Origin of the sequence: Actinoplanes sichuanensis (assembly GCF_033097365.1) — a bacterium.
GTDB classification, from domain to species: domain Bacteria; phylum Actinomycetota; class Actinomycetes; order Mycobacteriales; family Micromonosporaceae; genus Actinoplanes; species Actinoplanes sichuanensis.
This window is the reverse complement of the sequence record NZ_AP028461.1, coordinates 8,577,088-8,594,725: the sequence shown is the minus strand read 5'-3', so window position 1 is coordinate 8,594,725 and position 17,638 is coordinate 8,577,088. Positions and strand designations below refer to the sequence as shown.

Here is a 17,638-nt window from a genome sequence, read left to right as displayed (position 1 = left end):
GTGAGTTGTCGCCCGACTCACAAGATCGACGCGAGGCCGGGGGTCAGCGGAAGCGGGCCAGCGCCGGGGCGATCTGCTGGATCGTTCCCGAAGCCAGTGGGGCCGGCAACGCCTCCGGGCTGAACCAGCGCAGGTCGGACGACTCCGCGCTGATCCGCTCCACGCTGCCGGCCGGTGCCCGCAGCAGGAACCGCACGTCGTAGTGCACCGACGGCTCGGCCGGTGCGCCGTCCCGGGCGCCGCACCGGACCTCGTGGATGTCGATGTCGATCGGCGCCGGGTCGAGAAGCAGGCCGGAAATACCGGACTCCTCGGTCGCCTCCCGGAGCGCGGCCCGCGCCAGCGTCGCGTCGGCCTCCTCGCAGTGCCCGCCGAGCTGCATCCACAGACCGAGCCGCCCGTGTAGGCAGAGCAGGACCCGGCGGTCGTCGCCGACGATCAGGGCGCTCGCCGTGACGTGCCCGACCCGGTGGGCACGGGTCATCGCGACCGGCCCGTCGGCCAGCAGGTCCAGCGTGCGCTTGCGGGCCCCCTCGGCCTCCTCGGAGGTGGCGACCCAGGTGCTCAGCACGTCGACCGCGTCTTCGTAGAGGGCGCTCATGCCGATACTCCGTAGGTCAGGGTGACGCCCTCGTCGTCGATGACGGCGGTGGTCTCGATGCCTTCGGCGGCCAGGGCGGCCCGCAGGCGATGTGCGTCCGCTCCGGTGCGGATCAGCGCGGCGGCCCCGCCCCGGGCCGGGGTGAGGCGGATGCCGTCGGTCAGCTGGACATCCGACTGCCGCAGACCGTCAAGCGTCTGAAGCGCACGGGCGACGACGGCCGGATCGACCGTCGGTACGGCGGACACCGGGGCGGCGGGCGGTGAGTCGGGGGGTACCGCGGCGGCGGGCGGTGAGTCGGGGAGTACCGCGGCGGCCCGCAGACCGGCGGCCCGGGCCTCGGCGGTGCCCAGGCTGAACATGTCGCTCTCGGCGTCGCGGATCAGCACGGCCGCCCCGGAACCCTCGCCGGATCGTGGATGACCGCGCACCACGGCCACCGGCACCCGGTCGCACTTGCCCTTGACCAGCTCGGCCGCGGCCGCCAACTCGTCGACCACCGCCATCTGGGTCAGCGACAGCTCGTTGCCATACGGATCGACCTGTCCCCGATGGTCGAGCAGCGCCTCGATCCCGGCCGCGCCCAGAGCCACGTCGGTCAGGCCGTTGCGCCACGCCCGGCCCATCGTGTCGGAGATGACGATCACCACGTCGAGCCCGCGGGCGAGCAGGTCGGCGCGCAGTCGGCGGGCCGACGCGTCCGGGTCCTCGGGCAGCAGCACCAGGTGGGTCTTGTCCACGTTCGACGCGTCGATGCCGGCGGCCGCCATCACGAAACCGTGGTGGGTCTGCACGATCGAGGTCGGGCCACGGCGGGCCACCACCCGGGCGGTCTCGCCGTCCAGCACCCGCTGACGGGCCTCGTCACGCTCCGGGCCGTCCGCCGGAACCTCCACCAGGCGGCCCTCCGCCTTGGACACGATCTTGCTGGTCACCACCAGGACGTCACCGTCGGTGATCCACGGCGCGGCGGTGACGATCAGCCGCGCGAGGTCGTCGCCGGCCACCACGTCGCCGATCCCGCGGACCGGCAGGACCTGGAGGCCGTCATCGGGCGTGCCGCCGGTCATCGGGCCAGCTCCAGCGCGTCGGCGACCATCCGCGCGGTCGCGTCCTCGTCGCGCATCCACAGCGGCACCGCCCGGGTCCGCACGCCGGGGACCTGGGCGCCCTCGTCGGAGGTGTCGACCAGCCAGCCGTCCAGCAGGCCGCCGTCGGCGCGTGGGCCGTACATCCGGCCGACGCCCGCCGCGCTCACCTCGACCCCCAGCGTGGCCAGGCACTTGTCGGCCATCCCGCGGACCGGGGAGCCGCCGATGATCGGCGAGACGCCCACCACCGGCGCCGAACCGGCGGCGACCGCCTCCTTGAGCGCGGGCACGGCCAGGATCGGGGCGATACTCACCACCGGATTGCTCGGGGCGACGAGGATCACGTCAGCCGCCGAGACCGCGTCGAGAACGCCGACGCCCGGTTTCGCGCTGTCGGCGCCCCGGAAGACGAAGTTGTGCGTCGGCACGGCGCCCCGGTGACGGACCCACCACTCCTGGAAGTGGATCGCCTTCCGCTCGCCGTCGACATCCACCACCACGTGTGTCTCGAGCCGGTCGTCGGTGGCCGGGAGCATGGTGATGCCGGGCTGCCAGCGCTCACAGAGGGCGGCGGTGACCGCGGAGAGCGGGTATCCGGCGTTCAGCATGGTGGTGCGTACCAGATGGGTGGCGGTGTCCTTGTCGCCGAGGCCGAACCAGGACGGCTCCACCCCGTACTTCGCCAACTCCTCCTTGACCACCCACGTCTCGCCGACCCGGCCCCAGCCGCGCTCGGGGTCGGCGGCGCCGCCCAGCGTGTACATCACCGAATCCAGGTCGGGACAGATCTGGAGGCCGTGCATGCGCACGTCGTCGCCGACATTGACGACCGCCGTCACCTCCGCGCCGATGGCTCGGGCGTGAGCTCGCACGCCGAGAAGGAAACGGGCACCGCCGATGCCCCCGGTCAGGACCACGATCCGCATCCCCCCATCCTCCCGCACCCGCGCCGTCCCCTCGGGTGGCGGGTATCGGTTTACTCTGTGCCGACCTCGATCCACCGCACCGGGAGCAACTGTGACCACACCACAACAGCCTGATCCGGCCGCTGAGAAGACCATCGGGCAATTCCTGCGGCCCCTGCGCGACCTGGCCGTCTACGTTCTGATCGCGGCCCCGGCCGTGTTCCTGTTCGTGGCCCTGCTCAGCCTGTTCGGGGCCGACTTCTCGCTGAGTGCGCGGTACAGCTTCGGTTCCTTCGTGAACGTGGCGACGGTCTTCTTCCCACTCGCCGCCGTGCTGCTGTCGCTCGGTGTCAAGCCGGTGCACCCGAAAGCACGGCTGCTCACCATGGTGGCCCTCGGGGAGTATGCGTTCGCGTCCTTCTTCGGGGTGGTCTTCGGACTCCTCTTCGGGGTGAGCGGGATCGCCGCCGACGACGCCCTGGCCGCCTTCGGTGCGCTGCTGGAGCGGGTCGCCTGGCTCGGCGTGCTCGGCCTGGCCGGTTACGCGGTCCTGCAGATCTGGCTGGGGTACTACCCGTCGGTCAAGCCGCAGCCGGGTGTCTACGGGCAGCCCTACCAGTACGGCCCGCCGCCCGGGTACGGCCGGCAGCAGCCCGGGTACGGCCAGCAGTACGGCACCCCGCAGCCGCCCGCCTCGTTCCCGGGCCCGGTGCCGCCGGGCGCTCCGACGCAGCCGCCGGTGGCCACCCAGCCGTTCAACGCCGGGCCGCCGCCGGCGCCCTACGGGCAGTACCCGGCGGTGCCGCAGCCACAGCCCGGGTGGGGTCCGCCCCCGCCGCCGTTCGCCGAGCCCACCCAGCCGGTGCCGCCCCAGGTCCCGCCGGTCCCGTCGGCCCCGCCCGCGTCCGACCGCACCGAGGTGCTGCCGGAGGAGCGTCCCGGCTTCGGCCCGGCCGCCCAGGACCCGCCGCGGCAATAGGCGATTCGGGCCCGGATCGTGTTTCACGACACGTTCCGGGCCCGTGACCATAGCGGCAGCCGAAACGATTCCGGCCTAGGCTGCTTTGCGTGGTAGAGGTCAACGTGGAACCCGTACCGACCGAGGCGAGCATCCGCCGCGCACTGCGCCGCGCAGCCGACGGTAAAGCGATCGACGTCGATGAGGCTGTGGCGCTGCTCACGGCCCGAGACGAACAGTTCGACGAGCTGCTGGCGATCGCCGGTGGCATCCGGGACGCCGGCCTGCGCGAGGCCGGGCGGCCGGGCGTCGTCACGTACTCCCGTAAGGTCTTCATTCCGTTGACCCGGCTCTGCCGGGACCGATGCCACTACTGCACGTTCGCCACCGTGCCGCACAAGTTGCCGGCGCCGTTCCTGGAGCGTGACGAGGTCCTGGAGATCGCCCGGCAGGGCGCCGCGCAGGGCTGCAAGGAAGCGCTGTTCACCCTCGGTGACCGGCCGGAGGAGCGCTGGCCGGCGGCCCGGCAGTGGCTCGACGAGCGGGGGTACGACTCCACCCTCGACTACGTGCGGGCCTGCGCCATCGCCGTGCTGGAGGAGACCGGTCTGCTCCCGCACCTCAACCCGGGCGTGATGAGCTGGGCCGAGCTGCAGCGACTCAAGCCGGTGGCGCCGAGCATGGGCATGATGCTGGAGACCACCGCCACCCGGCTGTGGTCGGAGAAGGGCGGTCCGCACTACGGCTCGCCGGACAAGGAGCCCGCGGTCCGCCTGCGGGTGCTCGACGACGCCGGTCGGGTCGGTGTGCCGTTCACCACGGGCATCCTGATCGGCATCGGGGAGAACCTGACCGAGCGGGTCGACTCGCTCTTCGCGATCCGTCGGACGGCCCGGGAGTTCGGGCACATCCAAGAGGTGATCGTGCAGAATTTCCGCGCCAAGCCGGACACGGCGATGCGTGGGATGCCCGACGCGGAGCTGCGCGAGCTGGCCGCCACGGTGGCGGTGGCGCGGATCATCATGGGCCCGCGAGCACGGATCCAGGCCCCACCGAACCTGATCGACGACGAGTTCGCACTGCTGCTGCGCGCCGGGATCGACGACTGGGGTGGCGTCTCCCCGGTGACACCCGATCACGTGAATCCGGAGCGTCCGTGGCCGCAGATCGACCTGCTCGCCGAAAAATCGGAAAAGTCCGGATTCATCCTCAAGGAGCGCCTGACCATCTACCCGGAGTACGTCCGCCGGGGTGACGAAGGCTGGCTCGATCCGCGTATCAAGAACCACGTCGCTGCGCTGGCCACCGACGACGGCCTCGCGCAAATCGGGACGAATCCGGCAGGGTTGCCGTGGCAGGAGCCCGACGAGAGCTTCGGCGGCGGCCGCATCGACCTCTTCAAGAGCATCGACGAGGAGGGCCGCACCGAGGACCGCCGCTCCGACTTCGACCACGTCTACGGCGACTGGGACGAGGTCGCCGCCCATGTCCGCAGCGCACCGGCGAGTATGCCCACCGACGTGGTGGCGGCTCTCAAGCTGGCCTCGGAAGACCCGGCCGCCCTGCTCCTGGAGCAGCACGAGGACAAGGCGATGGCGCTGTTCAACGCCGACGGCCCGGCTCTCGACGAACTCGCCCGGATCGCCGACGACCTGCGTCGGCAGGTCAACGGCGACGACATCACGTACGTGGTGAACCGCAACATCAACTTCTCGAACGTCTGTTACGTCGGCTGCCGGTTCTGCGCGTTCGCCCAGCGAGAGAAGGACGCCGACGCCTACCGCCTGTCGGTCGAGCAGGTCGCCGACCGGGCCGAGGAGGCGTGGCGGGACGGCGCGTCCGAGGTGTGCATGCAGGGTGGCATCGACCCCAAGATGCCGGTCACCGCGTATGCCGACCTGGTTCGCGCGGTCAAGCAGCGCGTTCCCGGGATGCACGTCCACGCGTACTCCCCGATGGAGATCGTCACCGCCTCGGCGAAGGCCGGGGTGTCGCTGCGGGAGTGGCTGACCGGCCTGAAGGAGGCGGGTCTCGGCACCATTCCGGGTACCGCCGCCGAGATCCTCGACGACGACGTGCGCTGGGTGCTGACCAAGGGCAAGCTGCCCACCTCGACCTGGGTGGACGTGGTGACGACCGCGCACCAGGTGGGCATCCGGTCCAGTTCGACCATGATGTACGGCCACGTCGACCACCCGCGCCAGTGGCTCGGCCACTTCCGGGTGCTGGCCGGCATTCAGGACGTGACGGGTGGGTTCACCGAGTTCGTGGCGCTGCCGTTCATCCACACGAACGCCCCGATCTACCTGGCCGGCATCGCCCGTCCGGGTCCGACCTGGAGGGAGAACCGGGTCGTGCACGCGATGGCCCGGGTGCTGCTGCACGGCCGGATCGACAACATTCAGTGCTCCTGGGTGAAACTCGGCGACGAGGGTACCCGCGTGATGCTCAACAGTGGTTGTAATGACCTGGGGGGCACTCTCATGGAGGAGACGATCTCGAGAATGGCCGGTTCGGAGCACGGTTCGGCCAGGACGGTCGCGGAGCTGAAGGAGCTGGCGGCGGCCGCTGGACGGCCTGCGGTGGAACGCACCACGGTGTACGGACGGCGCTAGGGGGAAACATCACCCGGACCCGCTGCCGCAAGGTCACAAAACGGGTTAAATTGGACGCGAGGGTCCGGCTTCGCGTTACCTTCTGACGGCTTGGAGCGATAGGGCTGAAACAGGCCTCTCATCCGCTCCCCAGTGGTGCGGAAACGGGCCCATTTAGCAGGTTCGGCTTGACGACGCACGTCTTACACGCGTGTAATTTTGGTGGGGTTGTGGGGACGATGTGGCACAAAGGCGTCGTACCCACAAAAACACGCCGCGTGCGTGGGGGGTCAGCGCCGGCTTCATGCCGGCGCGGAATTTGGAGGCACGCCGATGGAAGCGACGCAGGTTGAAGGGGTAGACCTGCTCGGGGACGCGCCCGAGTGGCAGGAGCGGGCGCTGTGTTCACAGACCGATCCCGAGGCTTTCTTCCCTGAGAAGGGCGGCTCGACGCGCGAGGCGAAGCGCATCTGCGGCCGCTGTGATGTGAAAGCCGAGTGTCTGGAGTATGCGCTCGGGCACGACGAACGTTTCGGGATCTGGGGTGGACTGTCCGAACGTGAACGTCGCAAGTTGAAGCGACGGGTGGCCTAAGCCAACTCGTCGGGATCCACCCCGAGCAGGTTGGCAACCTGCTCGATGATCACATCGTGGACGAGGTCGGCGAGGTCCTCCCGATCCATCGCCCGGAACTCCAGCGGGCGCCGGTAGAGCACGATCCGTGGCGGCAGCTCATGCCGCCCCGGACGGCCCGGCAGCAACCGGGCCAGGGGCACCTCGCCGTCCTCGAGCACGTCCGAGTCGTAGACGTTCAGCTCCGGTGGCACGTCCTCGACCGCGAACTCCACGCCGGCGAGCTCCTTGGCATACCGCCGCTCGAGGCTCTCCACGGTGTCCAGCACCAGGTCGTCGAAGATCTCCGCCTTGGTGCGGGCCAGCGGCACGGTAGCCGGCACCAGACGGCCACGCAGGCCTCGGCCGTGCCGATCCCGTCGCGTGGGATGGCCCGGACCGGTGCTGCGCGTCGCCTTGCCGTCCGTCCGGCGGCGTTCGGGGCTGGTGGTCACGCGGCCAGCGTATCCCCACTCGGGCGAGGTACGTGGTCAGGCCGTTCGCATCGTGTGTCCGCGCCGTTAATTCGTCCCATCGGGTCGGCGTTTACAACGACCATCGCCGAATCGTGATGCGCCCGAGTCGGCGTGTCGCGAGGCAACACGACCCAGAATCGCGAACGGGGAGATAAGTTGCCGCCGTGAGGTCACCACGGCGCTGCTCCCGGAACGGCTGTCCCCGACAGGCGGTCGCCACCCTGACCTACGTCTACGGCGATTCCACGGCCGTCGTGGGCCCGCTGGCGGCCTTCGCCGAACCCCACACGTACGACCTGTGCGAGACGCACGCCCGCAGCCTCACCGCCCCCCGAGGCTGGGAACTCGTGCGCCACGACGGTGACTTCGCGCCTCCGCCCCCCACCACCGACGACCTGGTCGCTCTCGCCGAGGCCGTCCGTGAGGCCGCCCGTCCGGTCCCGCCACGCCCGGACGACACCGAACACACCCAGGGCCACCAGACCGGCCGCCGCGGTCATCTCCGGGTGATCCCGCCTTCGCACTGAAAGACCCCCGCAGCGGTACGGCCACCCCACCGACGACCGCAGTCGGCCCGCCCCCGGGCTACACCGCGACGTCCGCGGCCCCTCCAGCCCGCCGGCGCGCCTTTCGGGCGGCGGCGTCCCCTCACCCCGTCGGCGCGCTCCCGATCGTCCCAGGCCGGCTCCCAGAGCAGCCCTGAGCGCCGGCTGGTTCGTCGGGTGGCCGGTTTTCGCGGCTGTGCTGGAGGGCGGGTGACGGCTCTGGGAGCCGGCCTGTTCAGACGAGAGCCACCAGCTGGAAGCGCTTGCGCAGGTAAGGGATCAGGACGCGGTAGGCGTCGATGGTGGCCGGCTGCGCGTAATCGTGGGAGAGGACGATCGCGCCGGCGTGCGTGTGCTTCTTCACCGACCGGATGATCTTGTCGCGGTGGGCGTTGTTCGACTCGGTCTCGCGCTGATCCCAGTCGCGCGGGTCGACCTTCCAGTAGATCGAGTGCATGCCCAGCTCGGCCGAGATCTTGACCAGGGCCGGGGTGAAGTTGCCGCCCGGTGCGCGCATGTAACGGATCTTGGCGCCCGGGACGGCGGCGCGGATGGCGGCGTTGGTGCGCTCCAGATCGGCGCGGATGGCGTGGTGTGAGCGCTTGCCGAGTTTGAGGTCGTGGTTCCACGAGTGGTTGCAGAAGCTGTGGCCGCCCTTGGCGATCGCGCGCACCAGATCGGGGTGGCGGCGCGCCTGGGTGCCGACCAGGCAGAAGGTGGCCTTGACCTTCTCCTTGGCGAGGAGCTTCAACAGTTTCGGGGTGAGGTCCGGGTCGGGACCGTCGTCGAAGGTGAGCGCGACTCCCTTGGACCCGGTCGTCATGAGGCTGCCGGCGGGTCCGGTCTTGCCTTTGGGTTTGACGATCGGAACGCTCGTGGGAGTGGTCTTCGACGGCTTCGGAGCCGGAGTCGTCGGCGTCGCGACCGGAGCCGCCGACGCGGATGCGGATGCGGATGCGGATGGTGCCGGGCCGGACGGCGCGGCACCGGCCGTCGGCTGAGCGGTCGTCGTCGCCGCGGTCGCCTGGCCGACGAGCCCTGTCATGATCAGTGCGACGCTGATCGCGAAGGCCTTCCGGGTATGCGACAGCCGTATCAAGAGACCTCCCCAGGTCGGTGTGGCGACTGACGAGGATGCCTCGAATCGCCGTCGATCGCCACAGCCGGGTGTTCGTTTGGCGCGAATCCGGTAATGCGTCAAGTTTCGCCGCAGATCGATCGCGGTGCGCCGATGGGGTCGGTCACGGTGGTAAATGTCTCGAATGTCTACCCCGCTGGTGGGCGGGGCCCCGAGGACCCCACCCACTAACGGCTTAGCCGAGTTCCGCCAGCTCCTCGCTGGTGAGCAGACGGGAGCGGATGAGGAACCGGACGCCCTCCGGCGCCTCCAGTGAGAAGCCGGAGCCGCGGCCGGGGACCACGTCCACGGTCAGGTGCGTGTGCTTCCAGAGTTCGAACTGACTGGCCGACATCCAGAACGTGATGGGCTCCGGCACCCCCTCGATCGCCAGAGACTGCAAGAGCACGTCCGAGCCGCCGGTACGGAACTCGCCCTCCAGGTAACACATGGGCGAGCTGCCGTCACAGCACCCGCCGGACTGGTGGAACATCAGTGGGCCGTGCTGTCCCCGCAGCTGCCGCATCATGTCGGCAGCCGCGGGAGTCACGTCGACTCTGGTCGCGACCATGGCCTAGAAGAACCCGAGAGCCTTGGGCGAGTAGCTGACCAGCAGGTTCTTGGTCTGCTGGTAGTGGTCGAGCATCATCCGGTGGTTCTCCCGGCCGATGCCGGACTGCTTGTAACCACCGAACGCAGCGTGCGCCGGGTAGAGGTGGTAGCAGTTCGTCCACACCCGGCCCGCCTTGATCGCCCGCCCGGCCCGGTACGCCTGGTTGCCGTCCCGCGTCCAGACGCCGGCGCCCAGCCCGTACAGCGTGTCGTTGGCGATTTTGATCGCGTCGTCGAAGTCGCCGAACGGCGTGACCGAGACCACCGGCCCGAAGATCTCCTCCTGGAAGATCCGCATGTTGTTGCGGCCCTCGAAGATCGTCGGCTGCACGTAGTAGCCGCCGGCCAGGTCGCCCGGCATCTCCGCCTTCGCACCGCCGACCAGGGCGCGGGCGCCCTCCTGCCGGCCGATGTCGAGGTAGGAGAGGATCTTCTCCAGCTGGTCGTTGGAGGCCTGCGCGCCGACCTGGGTGTCGGTGTCGAGCGGGTTGCCCTGCTTGAGGTTCTCCACCCGCTTCACGCCGGCGGCCAGGAAGTCCGAGTAGTGGCCCTGCTGGATCAGCGCGCGGGACGGGCAGGTGCACACCTCGCCCTGGTTGAGGGCGAACATCGCGAAGCCCTCGAGCGCCTTGTCGAAGAAGTCGTCGTCGGCCCGGCTGACGTCCTCGAAGAAGATGTTCGGGCTCTTGCCGCCGAGTTCCAGGGTGACCGGGATCAGGTTCTCCGAGGCGTACTGCATGATCAGGCGGCCGGTGGTGGTCTCACCGGTGAACGCGACCTTGGCCACCCGGCTCGAGCTGGCCAGCGGCTTGCCCGCCTCGACGCCGAAGCCGTTGACGATGTTCACCACGCCCGCCGGGATCAGGTCGCCGATCAGCGAGAACAGGTAGTGGATGGACGCCGGGGTCTGCTCGGCCGGCTTCAGCACCACCGCGTTGCCGGCGGCCAGAGCGGGGGCCAGCTTCCAGACCGCCATCAGGATCGGGAAGTTCCACGGGATGATCTGCGCGACCACGCCGAGCGGCTCGTGGAAGTGGTAGGCGACGGTGTCCTCGTCCAGTTCGCCCGCAGTGCCCTCCTGCGCGCGGATCGCGCCGGCGAAGTAGCGGAAATGGTCGATCGCGAGCGGGATGTCGGCGGCCAGCGTCTCCCGTACCGCCTTGCCGTTCTCCCAGGCTTCGGCGACGGCGAGCTTCTCGAGGTTCTGCTCCATCCGGTCGGCGATCCGGTTGAGGATGTTGGCCCGCTCGGTGGGGGAGGTGCGACCCCATCCGGGTGCGGCGGCGTGTGCCGCGTCCAGGGCCTTCTCCACGTCGTCGGCGGTGCCCCGGGCGACCTCGCAGAAGATCTGGCCGGTCACCGGGGAGGGGTTGGTGAAGTACTGGCCCTTGGCCGGCGGGACGTACTCGCCACCGATGTAGTGGTCGTAGCGTGACTGGTAGCTGACGATCGAGCCTTCGGAGCCGGGCGGGGTATAGATGGTCACGGTCTCGCCTCCTCGTTTCGGCGGACCTTAGTTACGGCTACGTTGCAGCAACGTTGCACGCGTATTCCAGGGTCAGGGCGGCGACCCGACGGGCGGCGACCGGGTCGGCCGGGGCCAGTGCCGCGTACGCCTCCCAGAGGTCCAGATCGTCGCTGCCCCACGAACTGTTCAGCCAGCTCCGGAGCAGCCGTCGGTCGCCGGACTCCAGGATCGCGGCGCGCAGCCGGTCGTCCAGCAGCCGCCGCAGGCGCACGATTCCGGGCGCGTCCGAGGCGGGCAACAGCGGCCCGGGGTACGCGTCCACGGCCTCGGCCGTCCGCCCGGCGTCCAGCAGCCGCGCGACCGTGCCGTGATCGGTCGCCACGTCGGCGCGGAACCGGTAGGGCCGTGAGTCGAGCAGTTCCGGGCCCAGGATGCGGCGCAGGCGGGACAGTTCGGCGCGGATCGTCACCGGGTTCACGTCGTCGCCGTACAGGTCGATGCCGAGCTGCTCGCCGGTCCGGCCCTCCGGATGCACGGTGAGCAGCACCAGCAGCTCGGAGTGTCGTCGTTTGAGACGGAGCCGTTCGCCGCCGAACGCGACCAGGGCCTCGTTGCGGCCGAGTGCCGCGACCTGCGGTTTCCGGGCGGTCCGGACCCCTTGCCGGAGGTACGCCTCAGCCGCCAGCGCGGTGGCGCGGACCAGGGCCAGGCTGTGCGGATTGGCGAGATGGTCCCCGCCCGTGACGTCGATCGCCCCGAGCAGCCGGCCGGTGCCGGGATCGTGGATCGGGGCCGCCGCGCAGGTCCACCGCTGCACCGGATGACTGAAGTGCTCGGTCGCGAAGATCTGCAGAGCGTGGTCGACGGCGAGCGCGGTGCCCGGTGCGTTCGTCCCGGCGTGCGCCTCGTCCCAGCGGGCACCGGGTACGAAGTTCATCGACGCGGCGCTGCGCAACGTGGCCGGGTGCCCCTCCACCCAGAGCAGGCGCCCGTGCGCGTCGCAGACCGCCATCATGTGGTCGCCGTCCTCGGCCAGACCGCCCAGCAGGTCCCGGAAGATCGGCATGACCCGGGCCAGCGGGTGCGCCGACCGGTACGCCTCCAGTTCGTCCTCGGCCAGGTCGATCGGCGCGGTGCTGTCCGCGCCGATGAACGCGGCCGACCGGGCCCAGGAGTCGGCCACCACCCGCCGCATCCGATCCGGCCTCAGCTCGCCGGCCAGGAACCTCTCATGGGCACGACCGATCAGCCGGATCCGCTCGGCGGGGTCGTCTCCGGGGGTCAGCGCGAGCCACGGGTTCACCGGCAGCACCTCCAGCCCCCATCGTGACCCGCGTCACGTGATGTGACAACAGTCCCTAGGCTGCGGGCCGTGGATGCCTGGCCGCGTACCGAAGAAGAAGCTCTCGCCGTGCAGGACGCCCTGCGTTCCCGCGTGGTCCTCGAGGATGGTCCGGCGCTGCCGTCGACCGTCGCCGGGCTGGACGTGGCCTACTCCACCGACGATCAGCGCCTGGCCGCCGCGATCGTCGTCCTGAACACCGCCGACCTCTCGATCGCCGACACCGCCGTGGTCCGCGGGGTGCCGGCCTTCCCGTACGTCCCGGGGCTGTTCGCCTTCCGCGAGGTGCCGGCGCTGCTGTCCGCCCTCGAACGGCTGACCGTGCGGCCCGAGGTGCTGATCTGCGACGGGCACGGCCTCGCCCACCCACGCCGGTTCGGGCTCGCCGCGCACCTCGGTGTGCTCACCGATCTCCCGTCGTTCGGCGTCGGGAAGACCCGCCTGGTGGGAGACTGGGAACCGGTCGGCGAACCGCGGGGCTCGCGATCCGCGCTCGTCGACGCGGGGGAGACGGTCGGCGCCGTGCTGCGTACCCAGGCCGGGGTGAAACCGGTCTTCGTCTCGGTCGGGCACCGGATCGGCCTGGACCGGGCGTGCGAGCTGACACTCCGCCTGGCACCGCGTTTCCGGCTGCCGGAGACGACCAGGGTTGCGGACCGTGCTTGCCGAGATCTGCTGAGTTAATCGCCCGGCAGTGCGGTTAAAACATGGGGGTACCAGGCACTCCGCTACCCTCGGGGCCAAAGGGGACTTTCCTGAGGAGCGAGTGGTGACCGATCTGTCGCAGATCATCAAGGCGTACGACGTACGGGGGATCGTCCCGGACCAGTTCAACGAAACGGTGGCTCGGGCGATCGGCACGGCGTTCGTCGAGATGTTGCGTGAGTCCGGCGACGAGCCGGACCAGATCGTGATCGGCCACGACATGCGCGAGTCCGGTCCCAGTCTGGCCGCCGCCTTCGCCAGTGGCGCCAACGCGGCCGGCGCCGCCGTGATCAACATCGGCTTGGCCTCGACCGACCAGCTCTACTACGCCTCCGGATCGCTGAGCCTGCCCGGTGCGATGTTCACCGCCAGCCACAACCCGGCGGAGTACAACGGGATCAAGCTGTGCCGGGCCGGCGCCCGCCCGGTCGGCCAGGACAGCGGCCTCGCCGTCGTCCGGCAGCGCGCCCAGCAGCTGCTCGCCGACCTGAACGCGGAGGCCGACGGCCCGTCCCGGGTCGAGCAGCGCGACGTACTCACCGACTACGCGGCCCACCTGCGGTCGCTCGTCGACCTCTCCGGCATCCGGCCGCTCAAGGTGATCGTGGACGCCGGTAACGGCATGGGCGGCTACACCGTCCCGGCCGTCCTCGGCGACCAGGTGCTGCCCGCCCTGCCGCTGACCATCGCGCCGCTCTTCTTCGAGCTGGACGGCTCGTTCCCCAACCACGAGGCCAACCCGCTCGACCCGAAGAACCTGGTCGACCTGCAGAAGGCGGTCCGGGAGCAGGGCGCCGACATCGGCCTGGCCTTCGACGGCGACGCCGACCGCTGCTTCGTCATCGACGAGAAGGGCGACCCGGTCTCGCCGTCCGCGATCACCGGCCTGGTCGCCACCCGTGAGCTGGCCAAGTTCCCGGGTAGCACGATCATCCACAACCTGATCACCTCGGCCGCGGTGCCGGAGATCGTCACGGAGAACGGCGGCAAGCCGGTCCGCAGCCGGGTCGGCCACTCGTTCATCAAGGCCGAGATGGCGTCCACCAACGCCGTCTTCGGTGGTGAGCACTCCGCGCACTACTACTTCCGCGACTTCTGGTTCGCCGACACCGGCATGCTCGCCGCGATGCACGTGCTCGCCGCGCTCGGTGGCCAGGACCTGCCGCTCTCGGAGTACGCCGCCGAGTACGAGCGGTACGTCGCCTCCGGTGAGATCAACTCCACCGTGGCCGACTCCACCGCCAAGATCGCCGAGGTGCGGGCGGCGTTCCCGGACGCCGTGGTGGACGACCTGGACGGCATGACGTTCCAGGTCGGCGACGGTGCCTGGTTCAATCTGCGGGCGTCCAACACGGAGCCGCTGCTGCGGCTCAACGTGGAGGCTCCCGACGCGGACCGGATGGCAAAGCTACGTGACGAGGTCCTGGCCATCGTTCGTGGATAGGATCGCCACGACCGGAGTTCTTTCGTGGCGATTAGGAGTAGCTCGGTGGCGCTCGATCAGCAGTTGCTGGAGATTCTGGCCTGCCCGGACACCCATCACGCGCCGCTCGATTACGACGCGGGCGCGCAGACGCTGACGTGCACCGAGTGCGGCCGGATCTTCGAGATCCGTGACGACATCCCGATCCTGCTCCTCGACGAGGCGCGGGAGCCGGGATCGGGATCGGCGACCCCGGCGGCATCCTCGGACGCCGTCGGTTCCTCCGCCGCGGATTCTTCCGCTGCGGCTTCGGGGCCGGCCGCGGCCACCAGGCCGGAGGCCGCCGCTGTGCCGGCCGCACGGTCGGCCGGGCCGCTGGCCGACAGCTCGGTCGAGAAGTCGGGTGGCAGCTCGTCGACGGCTGACACCCCGGCGGCAACAGCGGACGCCGGCGACGCCGCCCCCACGATGGCGTCGGCCGCTGCGGCCGACGCGCCGGATTCGGCCGGGTTGGCGGATGCGGCGGGGTCGGCGGATGCGGCGGGGTCGGCGGATGCGGCCGGGTCGCCGGATGCGGCCGGGTCGCCGGATGCGGCCGGGTCGGCGGACTCGTCCGGTAAGGGGTCCAACTGATGGCCGGCCCACGGGGTGGCGCGGCCGGGGTCAACGGACACCGGATCGCCGACGAGTCGTTGCTCAACGACGAGAAGTCGATGCTCGACAACGACCCGGGCGGCATGCTCCGGGCCACCGCCTCGGCGGGCGCGCAGGTTCGTGAGGCGGCCGCGCTGGCCGCCGAGGTCGACCTGAGCATGCTCGCCGACGAGGGGCGGCCGCGCGCCGTCGTGGTCGCCGGCATCGGCACCGCCGGTCTGACCGGCAGCATCCTGTCCACGGTCGCCGGGCCGCGCTGCCCGGTGCCGATCATCGGTCACCGCAGCGCGGGCGTGCCCGGCTGGGTCGGCGCGGCCGACGTGGTGATCGCGGTCTCCGCCTCGGGCCGCAGCCCGGAAGCGCTCGCCGCCGCCGAGGCGGCCGCCCGTCGCGGCGCCCGCCTGGTCGCCATCGGCAATCCCGGTTCCGAGCTGGAGGCGCTGGCCGAGCGGGCCCGTGCCCCGTTCATCGGCGTGCCGCGTCGGGCCCCGGCCCGAGCCACGCTGTGGGGCCTGACCATCCCGGTGCTCTTCGCCGGGCGTGCGCTGGGCATCGCCAAGCTGGCCGAGGCGGACATCGCCGAGACCGCCACCCGGCTCGACGCCGACGCCGAGCGCTGCCGGGCCGGTGCCGACTCCTTCGTGAACCCGGCGAAGGCGCTGGCTCTCGGCCTGGCCGGCTCGGTGCCGATCGTCTGGGGCTCCTCGCCGCTGGCCACGGTCGCGGCCCGGCGGTTCGGCGACACCCTGGCCGCCAACGCGCGCTACCCGGTGATGGCGGGCGCGCTCGGTGAGGCCGGTCGGGGTCGGGTCGGGCTGCTCGACGGCGTTTTCGGCGGTCTCGCCGAGACGTCGCGCGACATCTTCGCCGACCCGGACGACGAGGCCGACGAGCAGGCGTTGACCAGGCTGCGGCTCGTGGTCTTCCGCGACGGCGGCCTGAACCCGGAGGACGACGCGGACGAGCCGGTCGCCGTGGAGGAGCGGCGGGCCGACGCCATCCAGACGATCGCCGACCGGCGCGGGGTGCGTTGCGACGTGCTGACCGCCGAGGGCGGTTCGACCCTGGAGCGCCTGGCCTCGCTGGTCGCCGTGCCCGACTACGCCTCGCTCTATCTGGCCCTGGCCCACGGCCTCGACCCGATGGCGGTTCCGGCGATCAGCGAGATGAAGGAGCTCGCCAACCCTCTCCCGGAAGGGTTGTGAGCACCGGAGGCAGACCGTAACCGGCGCGACCCCCGGGTCGCGCCGGTTAGCTGCTACTTTGCCGGGTATGACCGTGTATCCCTTGACCGGAGTCATCCGGCCGTATGCCTGGGGGTCCCGGACCGCGATCGCCGACCTCCAGGGCCGTCCCGCTAGCGACGGGCCCGAGGCGGAGCTGTGGCTCGGCGCGCACCCCGGCGACCCTTCCACCGTGCCGGGCCCGGACGGGCCGGTCGATCTGATCCGGCTGATCGGTGCCGATCCGGCCGGGCAGCTCGGTGACGACGTGGTGCGTACCTTCGGGGCGCGTCTGCCGTACCTGCTGAAGGTTCTCGCCGCCGGTGCGCCGCTGTCGTTGCAGGCCCACCCCGACGCCGAGTACGCCAAGGTGGCGTTCGCCCGCCAGGAGGCCGATCCGGCAGCCCCGAAGAACTACACGGACGCCCACCACAAGCCCGAGATGCTGGTGGCGCTCACGCCGTTCGAGGCGCTCTGCGGTTTCCGTGATCCGGCCGTGGCGGCCGCTGTGATCGACGCGTTCGGCCTGGCCCGGCTGGAGCCGGTGGTGGCCGCCCTGCGCGGCGGTGACCTGGCCGAGGCGGTCCGGGTGCTGCTGACCTGGCCGACCGGCGATCGGGACGCCCTGATCGACGAGGTGGTCGCCGCGGCCCGCGCGATCCCGGCCGGGCACGAGCACGCCGACTCGTTCCGGCTCGCCATCGACCTGGCCGGCCACTACCCGGGTGATCCCGGCGTGCTGGTCGCCCTGCTGCTCAACCTGGTGCGGCTGGCGCCCGGCGAGGCCATCTGGATGCCGGCCGGAAACCTGCACGCCTACCTCAACGGGCTCGGCGTGGAACTGATGGCGGCCAGTGACAACGTGCTCCGGGGCGGTCTCACCCCGAAACGCGTCGACGTGGACGAGTTGCTGCGGGTGCTGCGTTTCGAGGTTCTGGAGGACCCGCTGCTGCCCGCCACGACCCTCGAGCCCGGTGTGGACACCTGGAACGTGCCGGTGGGCGACTTCGTCCTCGTCCGCATCGAACTGGACGGCACCCGCCCGCCCGTCGAGGTGCCCGCTCACGGTCCGCGGATCGTTCTGTGCACCGAGGGGACCGTGTTCGCCGGTCAGAGTGAGGACGGCACGCCTGTCGAGCTGGGTCCGGGGACCGCGGCGTACGTTCCGGCCGGCGCCGGGGCGATCAAGGTGGCCGGCACCGGACGCCTGTTCGTGGCCGCGGTCCCGGCCTGACCCGGAGACGTCACCGTTCCGGCTGCGGGGCGGTGACGTTCCGTCTAGCCGACATGCCCGAAATTTCTGCAAATAACT

Annotated in this window: 17 protein-coding genes and 1 pseudogene; 10 read left to right on the top strand and 8 right to left on the bottom strand. The window is 70.8% G+C overall.

The window, feature by feature from the left end; all coding sequences use genetic code 11:
* Nucleotides 1-43 precede the first annotated feature (43 nt).
* Genes Q0Z83_RS39430 through cofD form a run of 3 tightly spaced genes read right to left on the bottom strand, consistent with a single transcriptional unit; the run spans nt 44 to nt 2,618 of the window.
* On the bottom strand, nt 44-601 hold the full coding sequence (locus tag Q0Z83_RS39430) for an NUDIX hydrolase (protein ID WP_317788453.1): 558 nt from the start codon (nt 599-601) through the stop codon (nt 44-46).
* Nucleotides 598-1,671, bottom strand: a complete 1,074-nt coding sequence (locus Q0Z83_RS39425; protein WP_317788451.1) for a coenzyme F420-0:L-glutamate ligase — start codon at nt 1,669-1,671, stop codon at nt 598-600. Before Q0Z83_RS39425 ends, Q0Z83_RS39430 begins: the two co-directional genes overlap by 4 nt.
* Nucleotides 1,668-2,618, bottom strand: coding sequence for a 2-phospho-L-lactate transferase (gene cofD / locus Q0Z83_RS39420; RefSeq protein ID WP_317788450.1), 951 nt, complete (start codon nt 2,616-2,618; stop codon nt 1,668-1,670). Before cofD ends, Q0Z83_RS39425 begins: the two co-directional genes overlap by 4 nt.
* A 91-nt stretch (nt 2,619-2,709) precedes the next feature.
* Here cofD and Q0Z83_RS39415 point away from each other — a divergent pair, with 91 nt between their 5' ends.
* The 3 genes from Q0Z83_RS39415 to Q0Z83_RS39405 all read left to right on the top strand — a co-directional run bounded on the left by Q0Z83_RS39415 (nt 2,710) and on the right by Q0Z83_RS39405 (nt 6,743).
* A complete protein-coding gene (locus Q0Z83_RS39415) occupies nt 2,710-3,576 on the top strand; it encodes a hypothetical protein (RefSeq protein ID WP_317788448.1) in 867 nt (288 codons plus the stop codon).
* Nucleotides 3,577-3,665: 89 nt separating this feature from the next.
* Nucleotides 3,666-6,170 (top strand): bifunctional FO biosynthesis protein CofGH, encoded by a 2,505-nt coding sequence (locus tag Q0Z83_RS39410; protein WP_317788447.1) that lies wholly within the window; start codon nt 3,666-3,668, stop codon nt 6,168-6,170.
* Between the two features lie 312 nt (nt 6,171-6,482).
* A complete protein-coding gene (locus Q0Z83_RS39405) occupies nt 6,483-6,743 on the top strand; it encodes a WhiB family transcriptional regulator (protein ID WP_093618567.1) in 261 nt (86 codons plus the stop codon).
* Here Q0Z83_RS39405 and Q0Z83_RS39400 read toward each other — a convergent pair.
* Nucleotides 6,740-7,216, bottom strand: a complete 477-nt coding sequence (locus Q0Z83_RS39400) for a metallopeptidase family protein (RefSeq protein WP_378078884.1) — start codon at nt 7,214-7,216, stop codon at nt 6,740-6,742. The two genes, Q0Z83_RS39405 and Q0Z83_RS39400, sit on opposite strands and share 4 nt — an antisense overlap.
* Before the next feature lie 185 nt (nt 7,217-7,401).
* On the opposite strand from Q0Z83_RS39400, the gene Q0Z83_RS39395 reads away from it, so the two are divergent.
* The gene (locus Q0Z83_RS39395) at nt 7,402-7,764 is read left to right on the top strand and encodes a DUF3499 domain-containing protein (protein WP_317788446.1); all 363 of its coding nucleotides are present in this window, start codon (nt 7,402-7,404) and stop codon (nt 7,762-7,764) included.
* A gap of 253 nt (nt 7,765-8,017) precedes the next feature.
* On the opposite strand, the gene Q0Z83_RS39390 is transcribed toward Q0Z83_RS39395, so the two are convergent.
* Entirely contained in the window at nt 8,018-8,605 is a 588-nt protein-coding gene (locus Q0Z83_RS39390) for a polysaccharide deacetylase family protein (RefSeq protein WP_317788444.1), read from the bottom strand.
* 34 nt (nt 8,606-8,639) lie between these two features.
* On the opposite strand from Q0Z83_RS39390, the gene Q0Z83_RS39385 reads away from it, so the two are divergent.
* Entirely contained in the window at nt 8,640-8,783 is a 144-nt protein-coding gene (locus Q0Z83_RS39385) for a hypothetical protein (protein ID WP_317788443.1), read from the top strand.
* Nucleotides 8,784-9,095: 312 nt separating this feature from the next.
* Here Q0Z83_RS39385 and Q0Z83_RS39380 read toward each other — a convergent pair whose 3' ends face one another.
* The 3 genes from Q0Z83_RS39380 to Q0Z83_RS39370 are packed head-to-tail and all read right to left on the bottom strand — an operon-like array spanning nt 9,096 to nt 12,282.
* A complete protein-coding gene (locus tag Q0Z83_RS39380) occupies nt 9,096-9,470 on the bottom strand; it encodes a DUF779 domain-containing protein (protein WP_317788442.1) in 375 nt (124 codons plus the stop codon).
* Between the two features lie 3 nt (nt 9,471-9,473).
* Nucleotides 9,474-10,997, bottom strand: a complete 1,524-nt coding sequence (exaC, locus tag Q0Z83_RS39375) for an acetaldehyde dehydrogenase ExaC (protein ID WP_317788440.1) — start codon at nt 10,995-10,997, stop codon at nt 9,474-9,476.
* 37 nt (nt 10,998-11,034) lie between these two features.
* Nucleotides 11,035-12,282: a GAF domain-containing protein gene (locus tag Q0Z83_RS39370; RefSeq protein ID WP_317788439.1), complete on the bottom strand. Its 1,248-nt coding sequence runs from the start codon at nt 12,280-12,282 to the stop codon at nt 11,035-11,037.
* A 69-nt stretch (nt 12,283-12,351) separates the two neighbouring features.
* Here Q0Z83_RS39370 and nfi point away from each other — a divergent pair, with 69 nt between their 5' ends.
* The 5 genes and pseudogenes from nfi to manA all read left to right on the top strand — a co-directional run bounded on the left by nfi (nt 12,352) and on the right by manA (nt 17,560).
* A complete protein-coding gene (gene nfi / locus Q0Z83_RS39365; RefSeq protein WP_317788438.1) occupies nt 12,352-13,005 on the top strand; it encodes a deoxyribonuclease V in 654 nt (217 codons plus the stop codon).
* Between the two features lie 85 nt (nt 13,006-13,090).
* Entirely contained in the window at nt 13,091-14,470 is a 1,380-nt protein-coding gene (locus Q0Z83_RS39360) for a phosphomannomutase/phosphoglucomutase (RefSeq protein WP_317788437.1), read from the top strand.
* A gap of 45 nt (nt 14,471-14,515) precedes the next feature.
* A pseudogene (locus Q0Z83_RS39355) lies at nt 14,516-14,677 on the top strand (Trm112 family protein); the annotation flags it as partial.
* Between the two features lie 404 nt (nt 14,678-15,081).
* Complete coding sequence (locus Q0Z83_RS39350; protein WP_317788436.1) at nt 15,082-16,308, top strand: SIS domain-containing protein; 1,227 nt, start codon at nt 15,082-15,084, stop codon at nt 16,306-16,308.
* 67 nt (nt 16,309-16,375) lie between these two features.
* Nucleotides 16,376-17,560 (top strand): mannose-6-phosphate isomerase, class I, encoded by a 1,185-nt coding sequence (gene manA, locus Q0Z83_RS39345; RefSeq protein ID WP_378078886.1) that lies wholly within the window; start codon nt 16,376-16,378, stop codon nt 17,558-17,560.
* Nucleotides 17,561-17,638: the final 78 nt, after the last annotated feature.